The organism is Pseudoxanthobacter sp. M-2 (genome assembly GCF_046156265.1).
Classification (GTDB): Bacteria; Pseudomonadota; Alphaproteobacteria; order Rhizobiales; family Segnochrobactraceae; genus CAMDHY01.
Genome location: NZ_JAWDIR010000033.1, coordinates 225021 through 241088, shown reverse-complemented (window position 1 = coordinate 241088; position 16068 = coordinate 225021). Strand labels below are relative to the sequence as shown.

15 protein-coding genes are annotated in these 16068 nt (G+C 71.0%); 5 read left to right on the top strand and 10 right to left on the bottom strand.

Annotated elements, in window-relative coordinates:
- Nucleotides 1–240: 240 nt before the first annotated feature.
- The 3 genes from sdhA to sdhC are packed head-to-tail and all read right to left on the bottom strand — an operon-like array spanning nucleotide 241 to nucleotide 2886.
- Entirely contained in the window at nucleotides 241–2091 is a 1851-nt protein-coding gene (gene sdhA / locus RUR49_RS16185; protein WP_409147420.1) for a succinate dehydrogenase flavoprotein subunit, read from the bottom strand.
- Nucleotides 2092–2095: 4 nt separating this feature from the next.
- Complete coding sequence (gene sdhD, locus RUR49_RS16180; RefSeq protein ID WP_409147419.1) at nucleotides 2096–2473, bottom strand: succinate dehydrogenase, hydrophobic membrane anchor protein; 378 nt, start codon at nucleotides 2471–2473, stop codon at nucleotides 2096–2098.
- A 17-nt stretch (nucleotides 2474–2490) separates the two neighbouring features.
- The gene (gene sdhC, locus RUR49_RS16175; RefSeq protein ID WP_409147418.1) at nucleotides 2491–2886 is read right to left on the bottom strand and encodes a succinate dehydrogenase, cytochrome b556 subunit; all 396 of its coding nucleotides are present in this window, start codon (nucleotides 2884–2886) and stop codon (nucleotides 2491–2493) included.
- Between the two features lie 333 nt (nucleotides 2887–3219).
- Here sdhC and RUR49_RS16170 point away from each other — a divergent pair, with 333 nt between their 5' ends.
- Nucleotides 3220–3615: a hypothetical protein gene (locus RUR49_RS16170; RefSeq protein WP_409147417.1), complete on the top strand. Its 396-nt coding sequence runs from the start codon at nucleotides 3220–3222 to the stop codon at nucleotides 3613–3615.
- A 30-nt stretch (nucleotides 3616–3645) separates the two neighbouring features.
- Here the strand turns inward: RUR49_RS16170 and RUR49_RS16165 are convergent, their stop codons facing one another.
- From RUR49_RS16165 to RUR49_RS16140, 6 genes are all read right to left on the bottom strand, one after another.
- The gene (locus tag RUR49_RS16165; protein WP_409147416.1) at nucleotides 3646–4314 is read right to left on the bottom strand and encodes a sulfate transporter family protein; all 669 of its coding nucleotides are present in this window, start codon (nucleotides 4312–4314) and stop codon (nucleotides 3646–3648) included.
- 281 nt (nucleotides 4315–4595) lie between these two features.
- Entirely contained in the window at nucleotides 4596–5147 is a 552-nt protein-coding gene (locus RUR49_RS16160) for a tetratricopeptide repeat protein (protein WP_409147415.1), read from the bottom strand.
- A gap of 153 nt (nucleotides 5148–5300) precedes the next feature.
- The gene (locus tag RUR49_RS16155; protein WP_409147414.1) at nucleotides 5301–6569 is read right to left on the bottom strand and encodes a DUF1501 domain-containing protein; all 1269 of its coding nucleotides are present in this window, start codon (nucleotides 6567–6569) and stop codon (nucleotides 5301–5303) included.
- 2 nt (nucleotides 6570–6571) lie between these two features.
- Nucleotides 6572–8128 (bottom strand): DUF1800 family protein, encoded by a 1557-nt coding sequence (locus tag RUR49_RS16150; protein WP_409147413.1) that lies wholly within the window; start codon nucleotides 8126–8128, stop codon nucleotides 6572–6574.
- 106 nt (nucleotides 8129–8234) lie between these two features.
- Entirely contained in the window at nucleotides 8235–8495 is a 261-nt protein-coding gene (locus tag RUR49_RS16145) for a SemiSWEET family sugar transporter (protein WP_409147412.1), read from the bottom strand.
- Between the two features lie 395 nt (nucleotides 8496–8890).
- Complete coding sequence (locus RUR49_RS16140; protein ID WP_409147411.1) at nucleotides 8891–9730, bottom strand: DUF4394 domain-containing protein; 840 nt, start codon at nucleotides 9728–9730, stop codon at nucleotides 8891–8893.
- A gap of 254 nt (nucleotides 9731–9984) precedes the next feature.
- Between RUR49_RS16140 and RUR49_RS16135 the strand changes: the two genes are divergently transcribed.
- Nucleotides 9985–10554: a sigma-70 family RNA polymerase sigma factor gene (locus RUR49_RS16135; protein ID WP_409147410.1), complete on the top strand. Its 570-nt coding sequence runs from the start codon at nucleotides 9985–9987 to the stop codon at nucleotides 10552–10554.
- The gene (locus RUR49_RS16130; RefSeq protein WP_409147409.1) at nucleotides 10551–11369 is read left to right on the top strand and encodes an anti-sigma factor domain-containing protein; all 819 of its coding nucleotides are present in this window, start codon (nucleotides 10551–10553) and stop codon (nucleotides 11367–11369) included. The genes RUR49_RS16135 and RUR49_RS16130 overlap by 4 nt, the downstream gene beginning before the upstream one ends.
- 13 nt (nucleotides 11370–11382) lie before the next feature.
- Here the strand turns inward: RUR49_RS16130 and RUR49_RS16125 are convergent, their stop codons facing one another.
- Nucleotides 11383–12006: a TetR/AcrR family transcriptional regulator gene (locus RUR49_RS16125; RefSeq protein WP_409147408.1), complete on the bottom strand. Its 624-nt coding sequence runs from the start codon at nucleotides 12004–12006 to the stop codon at nucleotides 11383–11385.
- 236 nt (nucleotides 12007–12242) lie between these two features.
- Here RUR49_RS16125 and RUR49_RS16120 point away from each other — a divergent pair, with 236 nt between their 5' ends.
- Complete coding sequence (locus RUR49_RS16120; protein ID WP_409147685.1) at nucleotides 12243–13244, top strand: homocysteine S-methyltransferase family protein; 1002 nt, start codon at nucleotides 12243–12245, stop codon at nucleotides 13242–13244.
- 86 nt (nucleotides 13245–13330) lie between these two features.
- Complete coding sequence (gene uvrB, locus RUR49_RS16115) at nucleotides 13331–16051, top strand: excinuclease ABC subunit UvrB (protein WP_409147407.1); 2721 nt, start codon at nucleotides 13331–13333, stop codon at nucleotides 16049–16051.
- The last annotated feature ends 17 nt before the right edge of the window (nucleotides 16052–16068 follow it).

Genomic DNA, 16068 nt, shown 5'->3' with positions numbered 1-16068 from the left:
AAGAGCGATTCCCGCTTCGCGAGCAGGGACAGCTGTGTCTCTACTCCCTTCTCCCAGCCTGCTGGGAGAAGGTGCCCGAAGGGCGGATGAGGGCCGGCGCGCAGCGCGCCGGTGCCACATGTTGAAGCGTAACGGGCAGATTTATGGGTGAGGCCGCCCCCGCCCCGCTGCGCGGAGCGGGCCCTCATCCGGCGCTACGCGCCACCTTCTCCCGCTCGCGCGGGAGAAGGGAGAGAGACCTCAGTACACCCGCTTCTGCGGAGCAATATACTCGATCTCGTTCGACAGCGTGTAGGTGTGCACCGGGCGGTAGTCGAGCGACACCGTCCGCTTCTCCTCGTCGGCGAAGGCCAGCGTGTGCTTCATCCACTCGCGGTCGTCGCGGTCGGGGAAGTCCTCGCGGGCGTGGGCGCCGCGGCTCTCCTGGCGGTTGCGCGCCGAATCCATCGTCACCACGGCCTGGGAGATCAGGTTCTCGAACTCCAGCGTCTCGACGAGGTCGGAGTTCCAGATCAGCGAGCGGTCGGTGACGCGCACGTCGTCGGAGCCGCCCCACACCTCGTGGATGAGCTTGTGGCCCTCCTCCAGCACCTCGCCGGTGCGGAAGACCGCGCAGTTCGCCTGCATGGTGCGCTGCATCCTGAGCCGCAGCTCCGCCGTCGGCGTCGAGCCGCTGGCATGGCGCGCCTTGTCGAGGCGGTGGACGGCGTAGTCGCCGGCGCCCTTGGCGAACTCCGGCTGCTTCTCGCCCGCCGTCACCGTCTCGGCGCAGCGCAGGCCAGCGGCCCGGCCGAAGACCACGAGGTCGATCAGCGAGTTGGAGCCGAGCCGGTTGGCGCCGTGGACGGAGACGCACGCCGCCTCGCCGAGCGCCATCAGGCCGGGGACGACGCGGTCGGGATCGCCGTCGACCTTCGACAGCACCTCGCCGTGGAAGTTCGTCGGGATGCCGCCCATGTTGTAGTGGACGGTCGGCAGCACCGGGATCGGCTGCTTCGTCACCTCGACGCCGGCGAAGATCTTGGCGCTCTCGGAGATGCCCGGCAGGCGCTCGTGCAGGATCGCCGGGTCGAGATGGTCGAGGTGCAGGAAGATGTGGTCGGCGTTCTTGCCGACGCCGCGGCCTTCGCGGATCTCGATGGTCATGGCGCGCGAGACGACGTCGCGCGAGGCGAGGTCCTTCGCCGACGGGGCGTAGCGCTCCATGAAGCGCTCGCCGGCGGAGTTGGTCAGGTAGCCGCCCTCGCCGCGGGCGCCCTCGGTGATCAGGCAGCCGGCGCCGTAGATACCGGTCGGGTGGAACTGCACGAACTCCATGTCCTGCAGCGGCAGGCCGGCGCGCAGCACCATGGCGTTGCCGTCGCCGGTGCAGGTGTGAGCGGAGGTCGCCGAGAAATAGGCGCGGCCGTAGCCGCCGGTGGCGATGATCGTCTTGTGGGCGCGGAAGCGGTGCAGCGTGCCGTCGTCGAGACAGAGCGCCACGACGCCGCGGCAGGCCCCCTCCTCCATGATCAGGTCGATGGCGAAGTATTCGATGAAGAACTCCGCCGAGTGGCGCAGCGCCTGGCCGTAGAGGGTGTGCAGGATGGCGTGGCCGGTGCGGTCGGCGGCGGCGCAGGTGCGCTGGGCGCGGCCCTTGCCGAAGTCGGTGGTCATGCCGCCGAACGGCCGCTGGTAGATCTTGCCTTCCTCGGTGCGCGAGAACGGCACGCCCCAGTGCTCGAGCTCGTAGACGGCGGCGGGTGCCTCGCGGACGAGGTACTCGATGGCGTCCTGGTCGCCGAGCCAGTCGGAGCCCTTGACGGTGTCGTACATGTGCCAGCGCCAGTCGTCCGGCCCCATGTTGCCGAGCGCCGCCGAGATGCCGCCCTGCGCCGCCACCGTGTGCGAGCGGGTCGGGAACACCTTGGTGATGCAGGCGGTGCGCAGGCCCGCTTCCGAGCAGCCGACGACGGCGCGCAGGCCGGCACCGCCGGCGCCCACGACGATGACGTCGAAGGTGTGGTCGGTGAAGGGATAGGCGCGGCCGTTCACCCCGGGCGCCGCAGCCCCGTTGGCGGCGCCGTTGCCAGTGCCATTGTTTCCGGCCATTGCGTCAGCCTCCGAAGCTGATCTTGAGCACCGCCCAGGCGGCGGCGAGCGCCACCAGGGCGCAGAAGAAGGTGCTGGCGATCAGGGCGGCGAGCTTCGTCCCCTCCCCGTGCACGTAGTCCTCGATGATCACCTGCATGCCGAGCTTCATGTGCCAGCACGAGACCAGCACGACAGCGAGCAGCGGCACCGCGACGAAGGGGCTCTCGAGCACGGAGCGCGTCGCCTCGTAGCTGTCGCCCTGCACGCCGACGATCAGCAGCACCATGAAGACGGTGAGCGGCACCATGGCGAGGCCGGTGAGGCGCTGGCGCCAGAAATGGTCCGTGCCGGACTTGGCGGAGCCGAGGCCGCGGACGCGGCCGAGCGGGGTGCGCATCATGATCTTGTCCTCCCGGCTCAGCGGACGACGAGGGCGACGACCCAGACGATCATCGTCAGGGCCACCGCGCCGATGACGGTGATGCGGGTCACGAGCTCGCGGCCGACGGCATCGGTGGCGGCGCCGAAGTCCCAGAGGAAGTGCTTGATGCCGCTCAGCATGTGCTGGATCAGCGCCCAGGTGTAGCCGAACAGGATCAGCCGGCCGATCAGCGAGCCGAAGAAGGCATCCACCCACGAGAACGCCTCCGGCCCCATCGCCGCCGCCACCAGCCACCACGCCAGCAGGACCGTGCCGGCATAGAGGGCGATCCCGGTGGCGCGATGGACGATCGACATCGCCATCGTCAGCGTCCAGCGATAGATCTGGATGTGCGGGGAGAGCGGCCGGTTGGCCTTGGCGTTCGGCGTCATGATCTTCCTTCGGCCTTCGGAGCGCGCTTCCGATGGGGACGGGGCCGGCGCCGAGGCGCCCGGGATCGTCACTGGAAGGCTTCTAGCCCCTCGACCGCCCCTCGTCAAAGTGACGTAAACGTAAGGTGCAGCATCCGATTATACGAGCTGCTGACGTATAGGGTAGGACGCCGCCAGGGTCCGACAAGGGCCATTTCCGGAGCCGCGCCGCGCCATTTTCGCCTGTGACCACGATCACAGCCTTCGTCCTCGCCGGCTGGTACCGCTCCGGACGCCCGAGAGCACCCGTGCCGTTGCACGCCCCCGACGCTCTCGTGCAACCCGAGGAAAATGATGCGTCTCGCCTACTGGTTCTTCATCGTCGCCATCCTCGCCGGCCTCGCTGGCATGGGGCTTGGCATCCAAATGGGGATCGCCCACGACTTCACGCTGATGCCGGTACACGCCCACGTGAACCTGCTCGGCTGGGCCTCGCTGTTTCTGTATGGCCTCTACTACCGGGTCGAGCCGTCCGCCGAGGGAACGGCTCTCGCCGTCATCCACTTCGCGCTCGCGGTCTCGGGCCTCGTGCTGATGACCGGCGGCCTCACCCTGATGCTGCAGGGCAACGAAGCGCTCATGCCGGTGACGATCGCCGGCGCGCTCTGTGCCATCTCCGCGATGGCGGTCTTCCTCATCGTCGTGCTGCGGCGCGGGTTCGCCCCGCGGCGGGCAGCCTCGATCGGCTGAGACCCACCCGCCCGTGCTTCGGCGCGCCCTTCAGGCGGGGCGCGCCGACAGCCGCTTGTTCAAATGCGCCATGAAGGCGGTGGCGAACAGCGGCGTCACGAGGTTCAGGATCGGCACCGCCAGCACCAGCGCGATCAAGAGCCCGGCGACGAACACCGTGCCGGCGTGGCGCTTGCGCAGGGTGCGCGCCTCCTCCGGCGTCCGGAAGCGCATCGCCGCGCCCTCGAAATACTCCCGTCCCAGCAGATAGCCGTTGACCACGAAGAAGGCGGCGATGTTGACGCCCGGCACCAGCAGTAGCAGCAGCGCCACGAGGTTGCCGAGGATGACGACGCCGGTGAACTTCAGCGTCGTCACAAGCTGCTCGCCGAACGGCAGGGCGCGTCCGGGCGGATCGTCCGGGTAGTGCGTCCGCTCAACGACTTCCGCCACCTCGTCGGCGAACAGGCCGGCGAGCAGCGAGGTGATCGGCGCGACGAGGAAGCCGAGGCCGATGAAGAAGCCGATGCCGGTGAGGATCACCAGGATCGTCTCGACCCACGGGTAGGTGGTGACGTCGATGAAGTAGACCGATGCCCCCTGCAGTCCGAGCCAGATCACCACCAGCAGGCCGATGGTCAGCGCCAGCGACTTCAGCAGCACGGAGCGGAACGGCGGCGTCAGGATGTCGGCGAAGGCTTGGCTGGCGGCGGCGAGCATCGGGGCTCCGGGGATGCGGCGCCGGACGGCGCAGAGATCGGACCGCCGTCAAGTGGGGAGGCGGGGGCGCCGCCGCAATCGGCGGGTGGGGCGCGCGGCGTCTAACCCTTCTCCCACCGCGAGGTGGGAGAAGGTGGCGCGCAGCGCCGGATGAGGGCCGGCGCACGAAGTGCGCCGGAGGCTGCGGCTTGCGGCAACGCCGCGCCGCTGCGCGGCGCGCCTCATCCGCCCTGCGGGCACCTTCTTCCGCGCCGCGGGAGAAGGAAGAACGGCGAGCGCCTCTACCCCCGCCCCTCCGCCGCCGCGATCGCGCGGGCCAGCACGAGATACGGCGCCGCGTCCGTCCCGACCTCACGCTCGATCTCCGCGAGTTCCACCCGGGCGAGGTCGAGGCGCCCTATCGCGACGTAGCCTTCGCCGAGATAGGAGCGCGTCCGCGCCGCAGCGGGATCGACGGCGAGCGCGGCGCGGTAGTAACCGACGGCGGTGTCGAAGCGGCCGAGCTTGCGGAAGGCGAAGCCGAGCTCCGTCAGCACCAGCGGGTCGCGGCGGTGGGCGATCGGGTCGAGCACCGCAACCGCATCCGCATGGCGCCCCGCCCGGTTGAAGGCGAAGGCCATGGCGAAGCGCTCCGTCGGAGCGGTCTGCAGCGCCTGGATCTTGACGCAGGTCTTCGTCTGCGGATCGAGCGCCTGGCCGCGCGGGCAGCTCGCCGGCGTCGGGGCAGGCGTGATCGGCCCGTCGTTCATCGCCACGGCCGGCGCCGCCAGTCCCGTCACGACGATCGCGGCGAGCGCCGATCCCCGCCACGCCGTCGCCCGTGTCACCGCCATCGCACCCTCCCCGCCAACGCCTCGTCGCCCTGCCGCGTCGACCCTAAACCGCGCGCGGCCTTGCGGAAGACGCCGCACCATAACGTGATCGGCAGCATCGCACGATGACGCCGCCGATCCGTCGCGCAGCAGGAGTCGGACGGCGCGGGAGGCTCAGCTGCGCAGCAGGTCGGACACCGGCTTGAGGTCGGCGCTGCCGGGGAACACGCTCTCCGCCAGCGCCCGCTCGCTGACGCCGAGATGGTCGCGCAGGACGCCTTTGGCGACGCTGCGCAGATCCGTCGTCGGGCGGAGGTCGCGGCCCTCGAGCAGCGCCGCCGGCGACAGGCCGGGCCAGTCGGCGACGACGCGGCCGCCGGCGACACCGCCGCCGAGCAGGAACAGCGCCGTGCCGGTGCCGTGATCGGTGCCGCCGGAGCCGTTGAAGGCGACCGTGCGGCCGAACTCGGTGACCACCATCACCACCGTGTCGCGCCAGGCCGGGCCGAGCGATTCCTTCAGCGCTGCCAGCGTCGCGTCGAGTACCGCCAGGCTGTCGCCGAGCTGGCCGTCGACGGGATCGCCGCGCGAGTGGTTGTCGAAGCCCGAGAGGTCGAGCGTGCCGATGCGCGGCCCGTCCTCCTTCGAGAGCACCCGGCCGGCGACCCGCGCCGCCTGCACGGCGGGCCGGCTGCGGCCCTTGATGTCGGCGTCGGCGGCGCTGCGGGAGGCGGCTCTGGCCTCCTTCTCGCTGCCCGCCACCATGCCGAGCTGCAGGCCCTCCTCGAGCGTCATCGCCAGCCGCTCGTCGCCGGTGTGGCGGTAGAGCGAGAGGAGGCGGGCGCGGGTGTCCTCGCTCGCCTCCGGATAGCCGGCCGGCATCCAGGAGACGACCTTCGAGCGGCCGCGCATGATCAGCGGCACCTGCGCGCCGGCGGCGAAGCCCTCGCCGTTGGTGAACTGCACCATCTCGCCTTCGGGCAAAAGGGCGAGCGTGCGGCCGAGCCAGCCGGTGTCGGCGACGCCGACGGCCGGCAGGCCGCTCTCCAGCACGTCCTGGCCGTCGAAGTGCGAGCGCTCGCGGTAGGGGCTCGCCACTGCGTGGACGACGAGCGCCTCGCCGGACTGGTACATCGCCCCCAGCGTCGGCAGGCGCGGCGACATCGCGAAGAAGGAGTCGAGCGCCAGTCCCGGCGCCTGGTCGCTGGAGCCGAGCACCGGACCGCCGCGCGCCCGCTCGTGATCGGGATCGCCAACCGGGGCGACGGTCGACAGCCCGTCCATGGCACCGCGCAGCACCAGCACGACGAGGCGCGGGTCGCGGCCGCCGGCGTGGGCGAAGCGCGGCAGCGCCGCCCAGGCGGTGAAGGTGGCGGTGATGCCGAGCAGCCCGCGGCGGGTGACGGCGTGCGGGACGAGAAGGCCGGCGGAGGAACGGTCCATGATCAGATCCTCTGGAAACCGGGGCTGAGCAGCATCAGCGACACCGCCTGCTCGCGGCTCTCGGCACGCGTCACCGCCTCGCGCGTCGGCTGGTCGTAGCGCGGGCCGAGCACGTCGGCGGCGAGACCGGGCACGTCGAGCTCGGGATCGATGCGGCGGGCGATGACGGTGGCGAAGTCGAGACGTTCCAGCAGCGCGTCGCCGGCGAGCCAGGCGTCGTCGGCGTCCGGCCAGCCGGCCGGCGAGGGCGGTGTCCAGATCTTCTGGCCGAGGGCGTTCATCATGTTGAACGCCGCCTTCTCGTTCTCGCTGTCGGTGGTCATCCGAAGCACCCGGAAGCTCGCCATCGTGAACAGGTAGGGATCGCGGAGCTTCGCCGGCGGTGCCGCCCAGGCGGCGTCCGACGACAGCAGCGCCCGCGTCGTCACGGCGAGGTCGCCGTCGCTGTCGAGGTAGGCGCGCGCCGTCGCCTCGGCGATCTCGGGCGGCGCGGCGTCGCCGACGAAATGGCGGGCGAGCTTGCGGGCGATGTGGCGGGCGGTGGCCGGATGCCGGGCGAGATCGTCGAGCACCGCGTCGAGCTGCTTCGGCCCCTTCTGGCCATAGACCTTGCCGAGCACCGTGAAGTCGCCGGGCTCGTGGCGGCGCGGCAGGAAGATCGCCCCGGTGCCCTCGACGCGGCCGCCGTTGCGGTCGATCGTCCAGCCGGTCAGCACCTTGGCGAAGCTCGTCACGTCGGCCTGGGTGTAGCCGCCGTCGACGCCGAGCGTGTGCAGCTCCAGCACCTCGCGGGCGAGGTTCTCGTTGAGGCCGATGGACTTGCGCTCGCCGATCCGGCTGTTCGGCCCGACGGACTTGAAGTTGTCGAGATAGACGAGCATCGCCGGATGCTTGACCGTCGCCTCGAGCATGTCGCGGAAGCGGCCATAGACGTGCGGGCGGATCGCCTCGCGCTCGTAGGAGCCGACGATCGAGGGCACGGTGCCGCCCTTGGCGGTGGAAACGGCGAAATGGTTCGACCAGAACAGCACCAGCCGTTCCGTCAGCCCGTCGGTCGCAGCGAGGCCGTGATCGAAGCGGACCGCCGCCTCCATCCGCACCGTCGTCGGGGAAAATCCGGGCTGGCGAAGCCGCTCCGGCCGGGCGGCGTCGTCACGCTTGACGGTGCCGTCGTCGACGGCAGCGAGGTCGCCGGCCATGCCACCATCGGCCATGTCGCCCGCTGCCATGTCACCAGTCATATCTCCGCTGGCCATCCCGGCACCCGCCATGTCACCGCCACCGGAGGCCTTCGCGGCCGCCTTCGCCGCCTCGATCTGCTCGTTCTCGAGCTTGCGCGCCACCCGGCGTTCACGGCGATCCTTGAGGTTGAGCGCCATGTTTTCCGGCGTCGACCGCAGACCGGCGGCGGTGATCAGCGCCGCCTGGGGGCGGTCGCACTGGGCGAGCACGAAGCCGCGCGGATCTGAGGCGATGGCCGCACACTCCCCCGGCCGCGGCCCGAGGCCGAAGCGGGTGAGGGCGGTGTGGGCGTCCCGGATGGCTGAATCGGACGGCATGGCGGTCTCCACGGGCGCCGGGCCGCGAGGACCCATGCGGTCCGGCGGACGAGCAACGCCCGGGACGATCGTTCCCTACGCCGCCGATGTGGCGGCACGCGGGCGATCAGCCGTAGCGCAGCTTCAAGGCCAGGATCGCCCCCGACGTCATCAGGGTGACGGCGTTGGCGATCGTCACCGACGGGCTGCCGAGGGCGATGCCGTAGACGAGCCAGCAGGCGACGCCGGAGGTGAAGGCGATCTGCGTCGGCAGCGAAATCCCCGCCGTCTGGCGCTCGCGCAGGATCTTGAAGGCCTGCGGCAGCCAGCACAGCGTGGTGAGCAAGGCGGCGACGAAGCCGATCGCCTCGACGACCTCTAACGACATGGAACGAGCCCTGAGAGCGGGAGGCGGGGGAGGCGCCACCGGCGACACGTGTGTGTGACGGCCGACGCTCGGCTGTCAATGCGGCGTTCCTGCGGCGGTGGCTCGCAGCCGTCAGGAGCGGGCCGGGCTACGTCGCAGAAACAAAGAAGGGCCGCCCCGAGGGACGACCCTTCCATTGTCGAACTGCGGTCCGGCGGAGCCGGACGAACGTCGACTTACGCGACCGGACCTCCGAAGGAGAGAACCGTGACCGCGCGATCCGACGACCGCAGCTTGTGACAATGAGACACCGGATCACCTCCTTTCAGTTCGTTGACGACAATCGAAGCTTACGTGCGATCGATGTGATTCGTAAGCCGTTTTTGCAGGCGGTCGCGACCGCTTTCAGCCTGAGTTCAAGGCATCACGGCGATGTCGCGCACGTCCGCCTCGACGCCCTGCAGCGCCCCCGTCTCGGTGGCGCGGCCGCTGGCGAGGTCGACCGTGTAGAGCCGGCCGTCGGCGACCATCCAGGCGGTGTTGCCGCCCTTGCCGTCCGAGACGATGTCGAACGCCACCGCCTTCGGCATGATGCCGAGCTTGCCGACGGCGTTCAACACGCCGTCGTTCGGCGGCGCCTGCTTCACCAGCGCGCCGATGGTGCCGTCGATGTCGTAGAGGGCGGTCTCCTTGGTGCCGGCGACCGAGTTGGTGTAGGCGCCGGCGACGATCATCGGCGCCTCGCCCTTGTGCATGTCGCCCTCGGCGAAGGCGAGCGTGCCGTCGGTGACGACCTTGCCGTCGTCGACGTTGACGCGGAGGTTGGTGCCGTCCGAGCCGATCACCCGCAGCCGGTCGGCGGCCGGGTTGAAGTCGACGGTCGCCATCACGCCGTCGGGCAGCATCGTCTCGAGCTTCGCCTTCGCTTCGGCGCGGCCGCGCTTCGGATCGACGACGGCGATCGTGCCGTCGGCATAGAGCGCATAGAGCTTGCCATCCGCCGGGCGGACGTCGATGCCGAGGATGCGGCCCTTGACACCCTCGATCGCCACCGGGGCGGCGACGACGCGCGTCGACGGGTCGACCATCGCCAGCCGGTCGTCGCCGACGAGCGCGAACACGGTCGCGGCGCCGGCCGGCGCAGCGGAGGCGGCGAGGGCCGCGACGGTGGCGGCGACGCCGCCGAGCACGAGCGGGTGCAGGCGGCCGGGGCGGGTCGCGGTCCGAGCGGCCGGGCTGTCGTTGCGATGAGACATGGGTCACCTCCAGGATTTTGTCGTCGCCGGCGCTCCGGCCTGCCAGTGCGCCGCGAGGGGGAGGCCCGGCGACGATGCCGCCGCGCCCGATCCGGCCGACCGCTCCTTGGTCGTCCTGAAGCGGCTACCCGGCGGCGGCGCCGGCGGATGCGGGAGAGGCTGATTTTTTCGTCCGCTTGCATCCACACCGTCGGATGGTGCGTAGTCCGAGGCGGATCGGTGTGCCCGCGTGGCGCCGGACGGGAGACGTGATCGTGGCCGACAAGACGCGGACGACCGCGCGCGCATCAGACGCGGACGAACACGCCAGCCTGATCGTGCTGTGTGCCGGCGGCGACAGGACGGCGCTGCGCCGGCTCTACGACGTCGAGGCGGCGACGATGCTCGGCGTCGCGACCCGCATGCTGCGCCGGCGCGACCTTGCCGAGGAGGCCGTCCAGGACGCCTTCCTGCGCATCTGGCGGGGTGCCGCGAGCTACCGGCCGGAGCTCGGCGGCGGCCGCACCTGGGTCTACGTGATACTGCGCAACCGCTGCCTGACGCTGCTGCGCACCTCCGGCCGCGAGGTCTCGCCCGACGACGACCTGCCGGATGTCGCCGACGACGCCCCCGATCCCGAGGCCGTCGTCTCGCTGCTCTCCGACACCAGCCTGCTGCGCCGCTGCCTCGAGACCCTCGACGAGCGCCGCCGCGGCGTCCTCCTGCTCGCCTACGCCCACGGGCTGACGCACGGCGAGATCGCCGGAAAGCTCGGCGTGCCGCTCGGCACGACGAAGACGTGGATCCGCCGCTCGCTGCTGGCGCTCAGGGAGTGCATGGGATGAGCACTCCCGCACCCCCGGCCGGCACCCCGATCGGCCCCGAGGACGACATGCTGGCCGGCGAGTACGTCGCCGGCCTGCTGGAAGGGCCTGCCGAGACCGCGTTCGAGGCCCGGCTCGCCGCCGAACCGGCGCTCGCGGAAGCCGTCGCCCGCTGGCGCGCCCGCTTCGCCGAGATCGACGCGAGCGCCGCCCCGGTCGTACCCGACGCGGCCTTCTGGCATCGCATCGAGACGGCCCTCGCCACCGCCCCCGACCTGCCGCCGCAGGCTGCCGCGGCGACCGTCGCCGTCACGAGCACCCCCGCCGTGGCTCCGCGACCGGTCACTGCGCCCCCGACCGCGCCCCCTCCGCCGCGCACCGGCGGCCTCGCCGAATGGTGGCACAGCCTGACGCTGTGGCGCGGCTTCGCCGCCGTCGCCACCGCCGCGGCGATCGTGCTCGCCGTCGGCCTCGGCCGCATGGCTCTGGCCCCGCCGCCGCCGACCTACATCGCCGTGCTCGTCGCTGAGACCGGCGAGATCGGCGCCGTCGTCAACGTCTTCGCCGACGGCACGGCCGAGCTGCTGCCGCTCGAGAACGTCCCGGTGCCGAGCGGCCGGGCGCTGGAGGTGTGGACGAAGTGGAGCGACGAGCGCGGCCCCGTCTCGATCGGCCTGCTCGACCGCCCGCGCACCGTCCGGCTCTCCACCGGCGGCCTGCCGGAGACACGACCCGAGCAGCTCTTCGAGATCACGCTCGAGCCTGCCACCGGCTCGCCCACCGGACGCCCGACCGGCCCGATCCTGTTCAAGGGGAACGCCGCGACGACGCTGTGAGCCGCCGCGCCGTTCAGTCCGGCGCGAACGTCGCCTTGACGAGCTCGCGGAAGAGCAGGATCTGCGCCGGCAGGATCTTCGGGTCGTGCAGCATCTTGCCGAGCAGAAGCCCACCCTCCACCGTCGAGGCGGCCATGTCCGCGAGCGCGTCGAGGTCGACGGGGCGTCGCGGCGGATAGCGCTCGGCGATGACGGCGAAGCGCTCGCGAAAGCGCTTCCTCCAGGCGAGCACGCCGGCGGCGTTGAGATCGCGCACCTCGCGGTCGAACAGCTGTTCCTGGTAGCAGAAGGAGGCGGCGAGGCACCCGGGATGCGCCTCCTTCAGGTTCGCCATCGTCTCGGCGAACAGCTTCAGGGCGACCAGCATGCCGTGCAGCGGGTCTTCGTCGAGTTCGTCGGCACGGCGCAGGAGCTCGTCGAGGACGGCGTTGTCGTGCTCGAGATAGCGCTGCATCATCGCCCGGGCGAGGGCGTTCTTGTCCCTGAAATGATAGAAGAAACCGCTCTTGGTGATGCCGACGGCGGCGATCAGTTCTTCGATCGAGGTGGCGGCGAATCCCTTCGCCAGCACGGCGGCCTCCGCTGTCTCGAGGATCTTCTCGCGGGTCTCGGCTCCGCGGCGTGGCTCCCTGTGCATCTTCGCGTCCCTTCACGATCGTGTCAGTGTACCGCGGGTGCAGTGGACGAGGATGTGAACCGGATCACCACCATGCTCGCGCATCGTGGCCATGGCGAAAAGCATCTCTGCGACCTGTACCACGGGTCGACTGGTCGGAGAGACGGCCGTCGGGCAGTTTCGGCGGTGTTCCAGCCGCCGGGCGAGGTGCCGGCGGCTCCATGACTGTGCGATATTGCTGGATGAAGCCAATGCTGATGAAAATCTACGACGACGCGGCCGGCGCCGCCCGAGCCGCCGCCGCTCCCCGCTGGCGCCACGCGCTGCCGCAGCTCGCCGACAAGCCCTTCCTGTCCGATGGCGGGCTCGAGACGACGCTGATCTTTCACGACGGCCTCGAGCTGCCGCACTTCGCCTCGGTGACGATGCTCGACCGTCCCGGCGGGCGCGAGATCCTCGAGGCCTACTATCGCCGCTACCTCGAGATCGCCCGCGCCCATGGCGTCGGCTTCGTCCTCGACAGTGTCACCTGGCGGGCCAGTCCCGACTGGGGCGCAAAGCTCGGCTACGACCGCGCCACGCTCGCCGATCTCAACCGCGCCGCCGTGGCGATGCTGCACCCGCTGCGGCAGGAATTCGAGACCGAAGCAACGCCCGTCGTGGTCGGCGGCTGCGTCGGCCCGCGCGGCGACGGCTATGTCGCCGGGGCGGCGATGTCCGTGGCCGAGGCGGAGGCCTACGGACGCTTCCAGGCCGAGCTCTTCGCAGAGGCCGGCGCCGACATGGTGGCGGCGATGACGATGACCAACGCCGCCGAGGCCGCCGGCTACGCCCGCGCCGCCGCTGCGGCCGGGCTGCCCTCGTGCATCTCCTTCACCCTGGAGACCGACGCGCGCCTGCCGAGCGGCGAGAGCCTCGGCGAGGCGATCGGCTTCGTCGAGCGCGAGAGCGACGGCGCGCCGGCCTACTACATGGTGAACTGCGCCCACCCGACCCACTTCGCCGCGATGATCGACGCCGCGGTGGAGGCCGGAGAGCCGTGGCTCGCCCGGCTGCGCGGCGTGCGGGCCAACGCCTCGACCCGCAGCCATGCCGAGCTCGACTCCTCGACCGATCTCGACGCCGGCGATCCCGACACGCTCGGCCGAGACTACGCGGCGCTGCGCGCCCGTCACCGCCGCTTCACCATCCTCGGCGGCTGCTGCGGCACCGACGACCGCCACGTGGCGGCGATCGCCCGCACCTGCCTCGCGGCGTGAGCGCGGGGGTCGTCCGCGGACCCCGCACCGAACAAAATCGCGCCGGCGCCCTTTTCCCGGGGGCGCCGGCGTTCTACTTTTGATCCATGGCGCGCCCCTCCCTCCCCCGCTCCTCGGTCCGGCCCCGCACCCCCGAGACGATCCTCGACCGCGGCCCCGACGGCTTCGGCGAAGCGCCGCAGGCGCCACTGTCCGGCGTCCCCCTCGGCGGCTCGATCGCCGACTGGGCGGCCGAGATCGCCGACGCCGACCGGCTGCCGGCGGAACCGGCGGTGCCCACACCCGCCGGCAAGGCCAAGCCATCGAAGGCCGGCCCGTCGCGCACGGCCCGCGGTACCTCGACGGGCGGCAGCGGCAAGACGGCCAAGGAGCGCGTCGCCGGCGGCCTCAACCCCGTCGCCGGCCTCGACATCTCGCTCGAGGATGCCGGGACCCTGCCGGCGAACGCCGTCACCGCCACCGTCGCCGCGCTCGAAGAGCTCATCCAGAAGGGCCGCCCGGAATTCCGCGACGGCTCGTGGGCGCCGCACCGGCCGGTCCGGCCGGAGAAGTCGGAAGGCGGCATCCCGTTCCGGCTCGTCTCGCCGTTCGAGCCGAAGGGCGACCAGCCGCAGGCGATCGAGGAGCTCGTCGCCGGTGTCGACCAGAAGGAGCGCATGCAGGTGCTCCTCGGCGTCACCGGCTCCGGCAAGACCTACACCGCCGCTCAGGTGATCTCCCGCACCCAGCGGCCCGCCCTCGTGCTCGCGCCGAACAAAACGCTGGCGGCGCAGCTCTACGGCGAGTTCAAGAGCTTTTTCCCCGACAACGCGGTGGAGTACTTCGTCTCCTACTACGACTACTACCAGCCCGAGGCCTACGTCCCGCGCACGGACACCTATATCGAGAAGGAATCCTCGATCAACGAGCAGATCGACCGGATGCGCCATTCGGCCACCCGCTCGCTGCTCGAGCGCGACGACGTCATCATCGTCGCGTCGGTGTCGTGCATCTACGGTATCGGCTCGGTCGAGACCTACACGGCGATGACCTTCGCGGTGGAGGTCGGCGAGGCGGTCGACCAGCGCCAGCTCCTCGCCGACCTCGTTGCCCTGCAATACAAGCGCGCCGACATCGGCTTCGCCCGCGGCACCTTCCGGGTGCGCGGCGACACCATCGAGATCTTCCCCGCCCACTACGAGGACCGCGCCTGGCGCGTCACGCTGTTCGGCGACGAGATCGAATCGATCGTCGAGTTCGACCCGCTCGCCGGCCAGAAGACCGACAGCCTGAAGTCGGTGAAGATCTACGCCAATTCCCACTACGTCACGCCGCGGCCGACGCTCGCCCAGGCGATCCGCTCGATCAAGGAAGAGCTGAAGGGCCGCTTGGTCGAGCTCACCCGCGCCGGCCGGCTCCTCGAGGCGCAGCGGCTCGAGCAGCGCACCCGCTTCGATCTGGAAATGATGGAGGCGACCGGCTCCTGCGCCGGCATCGAGAACTACTCGCGCTACCTCACCGGCCGCCTGCCCGGCGAGCCGCCGCCGACGCTGTTCGAGTACCTGCCCGACAATGCCCTCGTCTTCGTCGACGAGAGCCACGTCACCGTGCCGCAGATCGGCGGCATGTACCGCGGCGACTTCCGCCGCAAGGCGACGCTCGCAGAGTTCGGCTTCCGCCTGCCGTCCTGCATGGACAACCGGCCGCTGCGCTTCGAGGAATGGGACGCCATGCGGCCGCAGACGATCGCCGTCTCGGCGACGCCGGCCCAGTGGGAGCTCGACCAGTCCGGCGGCGTCTTCGTCGAGCAGGTGATCCGCCCGACCGGCCTCGTCGACCCGCCGATCGACATACGGCCGGCCAAGAGCCAGGTCGACGACCTGCTCGGCGAGGTCAAGGCGGTGGCAGCGAAAGGCTACCGCTCGCTCGTCACCGTGCTGACCAAGCGCATGGCCGAAGATCTTACCGAGTACCTGCACGAACGCGGGGTGCGGGTGCGCTACATGCACTCCGACATCGACACGCTGGAGCGCATCGAGATCATCCGCGACCTCCGCCTCGGCGCCTTCGATGCCCTCGTCGGCATCAACCTCCTGCGCGAGGGCCTCGACATTCCCGAGTGCGCCCTGGTCGCCATCCTCGACGCCGACAAGGAGGGCTTCCTGCGCTCCGAGACGTCGCTGGTGCAGACGATCGGCCGCGCCGCCCGCAATGTCGACGGCCGCGTCATCCTCTATGCCGACCGCATGACCGGTTCGATGGAGCGGGCGATGGCGGAGACCGGGCGGCGCCGCACCAAGCAGCTCGCCTGGAACGAGGAACACGGCATCACGCCGGAATCGGTGAAGCGCTCGATCGGCGACATCCTCGATTCGGTCTACGAGCGCGACCACGTCACCGTCGAGGCGGGCCTGGCGGCGCCGGGCACGCTCGTCGGCCACAACCTCAAGGCCCACATGGGCGACCTCGAGAAGCGGATGCGCGACGCCGCCGCCAACCTCGAGTTCGAGGAGGCGGCCCGCCTGCGCGACGAGCTGAAGCGCCTGCAGGCGACCGAGCTCGCCGTCGCCGACGACCCGCTCGCCCGCCAGTCCGACGTCGAGGGCACCGCCGGCCGCTTCAAGGGCGAGCGCAAGTACGGCGCCACCGGCAACATGCCGTCGAAGGAAGCCCTCGGTCGCGGCAAGGCGGCCAAGCCCTCCCTCGACGACATGGGTCCCGGCACCGACAGGACCGTCCCCCTGCGCGAGGGCGACGAGCGCCCGAAAGGCCGCCCGGACCTCGCCGTGACGAACACGCGGCCGGGCGGTCGGCGACGGGGACGGTAGCAGCGACCTAACCCTCC

What these genes read in the sequence shown, in the direction of transcription:
- sdhA (WP_409147420.1), bottom strand. Translation starts at nt 2,091, where the DNA reads ATGGCCGGAAACAATGGCACTGGCAACGGCGCCGCCAACGGGGCTGCG.
- sdhD (WP_409147419.1), bottom strand. Translation starts at nt 2,473, where the DNA reads ATGATGCGCACCCCGCTCGGCCGCGTCCGCGGCCTCGGCTCCGCCAAG.
- sdhC (WP_409147418.1), bottom strand. Translation starts at nt 2,886, where the DNA reads ATGACGCCGAACGCCAAGGCCAACCGGCCGCTCTCCCCGCACATCCAG.
- RUR49_RS16170 (WP_409147417.1), top strand. Translation starts at nt 3,220, where the DNA reads ATGCGTCTCGCCTACTGGTTCTTCATCGTCGCCATCCTCGCCGGCCTC.
- RUR49_RS16165 (WP_409147416.1), bottom strand. Translation starts at nt 4,314, where the DNA reads ATGCTCGCCGCCGCCAGCCAAGCCTTCGCCGACATCCTGACGCCGCCG.
- RUR49_RS16160 (WP_409147415.1), bottom strand. Translation starts at nt 5,147, where the DNA reads ATGGCGGTGACACGGGCGACGGCGTGGCGGGGATCGGCGCTCGCCGCG.
- RUR49_RS16155 (WP_409147414.1), bottom strand. Translation starts at nt 6,569, where the DNA reads ATGGACCGTTCCTCCGCCGGCCTTCTCGTCCCGCACGCCGTCACCCGC.
- RUR49_RS16150 (WP_409147413.1), bottom strand. Translation starts at nt 8,128, where the DNA reads ATGCCGTCCGATTCAGCCATCCGGGACGCCCACACCGCCCTCACCCGC.
- RUR49_RS16145 (WP_409147412.1), bottom strand. Translation starts at nt 8,495, where the DNA reads ATGTCGTTAGAGGTCGTCGAGGCGATCGGCTTCGTCGCCGCCTTGCTC.
- RUR49_RS16140 (WP_409147411.1), bottom strand. Translation starts at nt 9,730, where the DNA reads ATGTCTCATCGCAACGACAGCCCGGCCGCTCGGACCGCGACCCGCCCC.
- RUR49_RS16130 (WP_409147409.1), top strand. Translation starts at nt 10,551, where the DNA reads ATGAGCACTCCCGCACCCCCGGCCGGCACCCCGATCGGCCCCGAGGAC.
- RUR49_RS16125 (WP_409147408.1), bottom strand. Translation starts at nt 12,006, where the DNA reads ATGCACAGGGAGCCACGCCGCGGAGCCGAGACCCGCGAGAAGATCCTC.
- RUR49_RS16120 (WP_409147685.1), top strand. Translation starts at nt 12,243, where the DNA reads ATGAAAATCTACGACGACGCGGCCGGCGCCGCCCGAGCCGCCGCCGCT.
- uvrB (WP_409147407.1), top strand. Translation starts at nt 13,331, where the DNA reads ATGGCGCGCCCCTCCCTCCCCCGCTCCTCGGTCCGGCCCCGCACCCCC.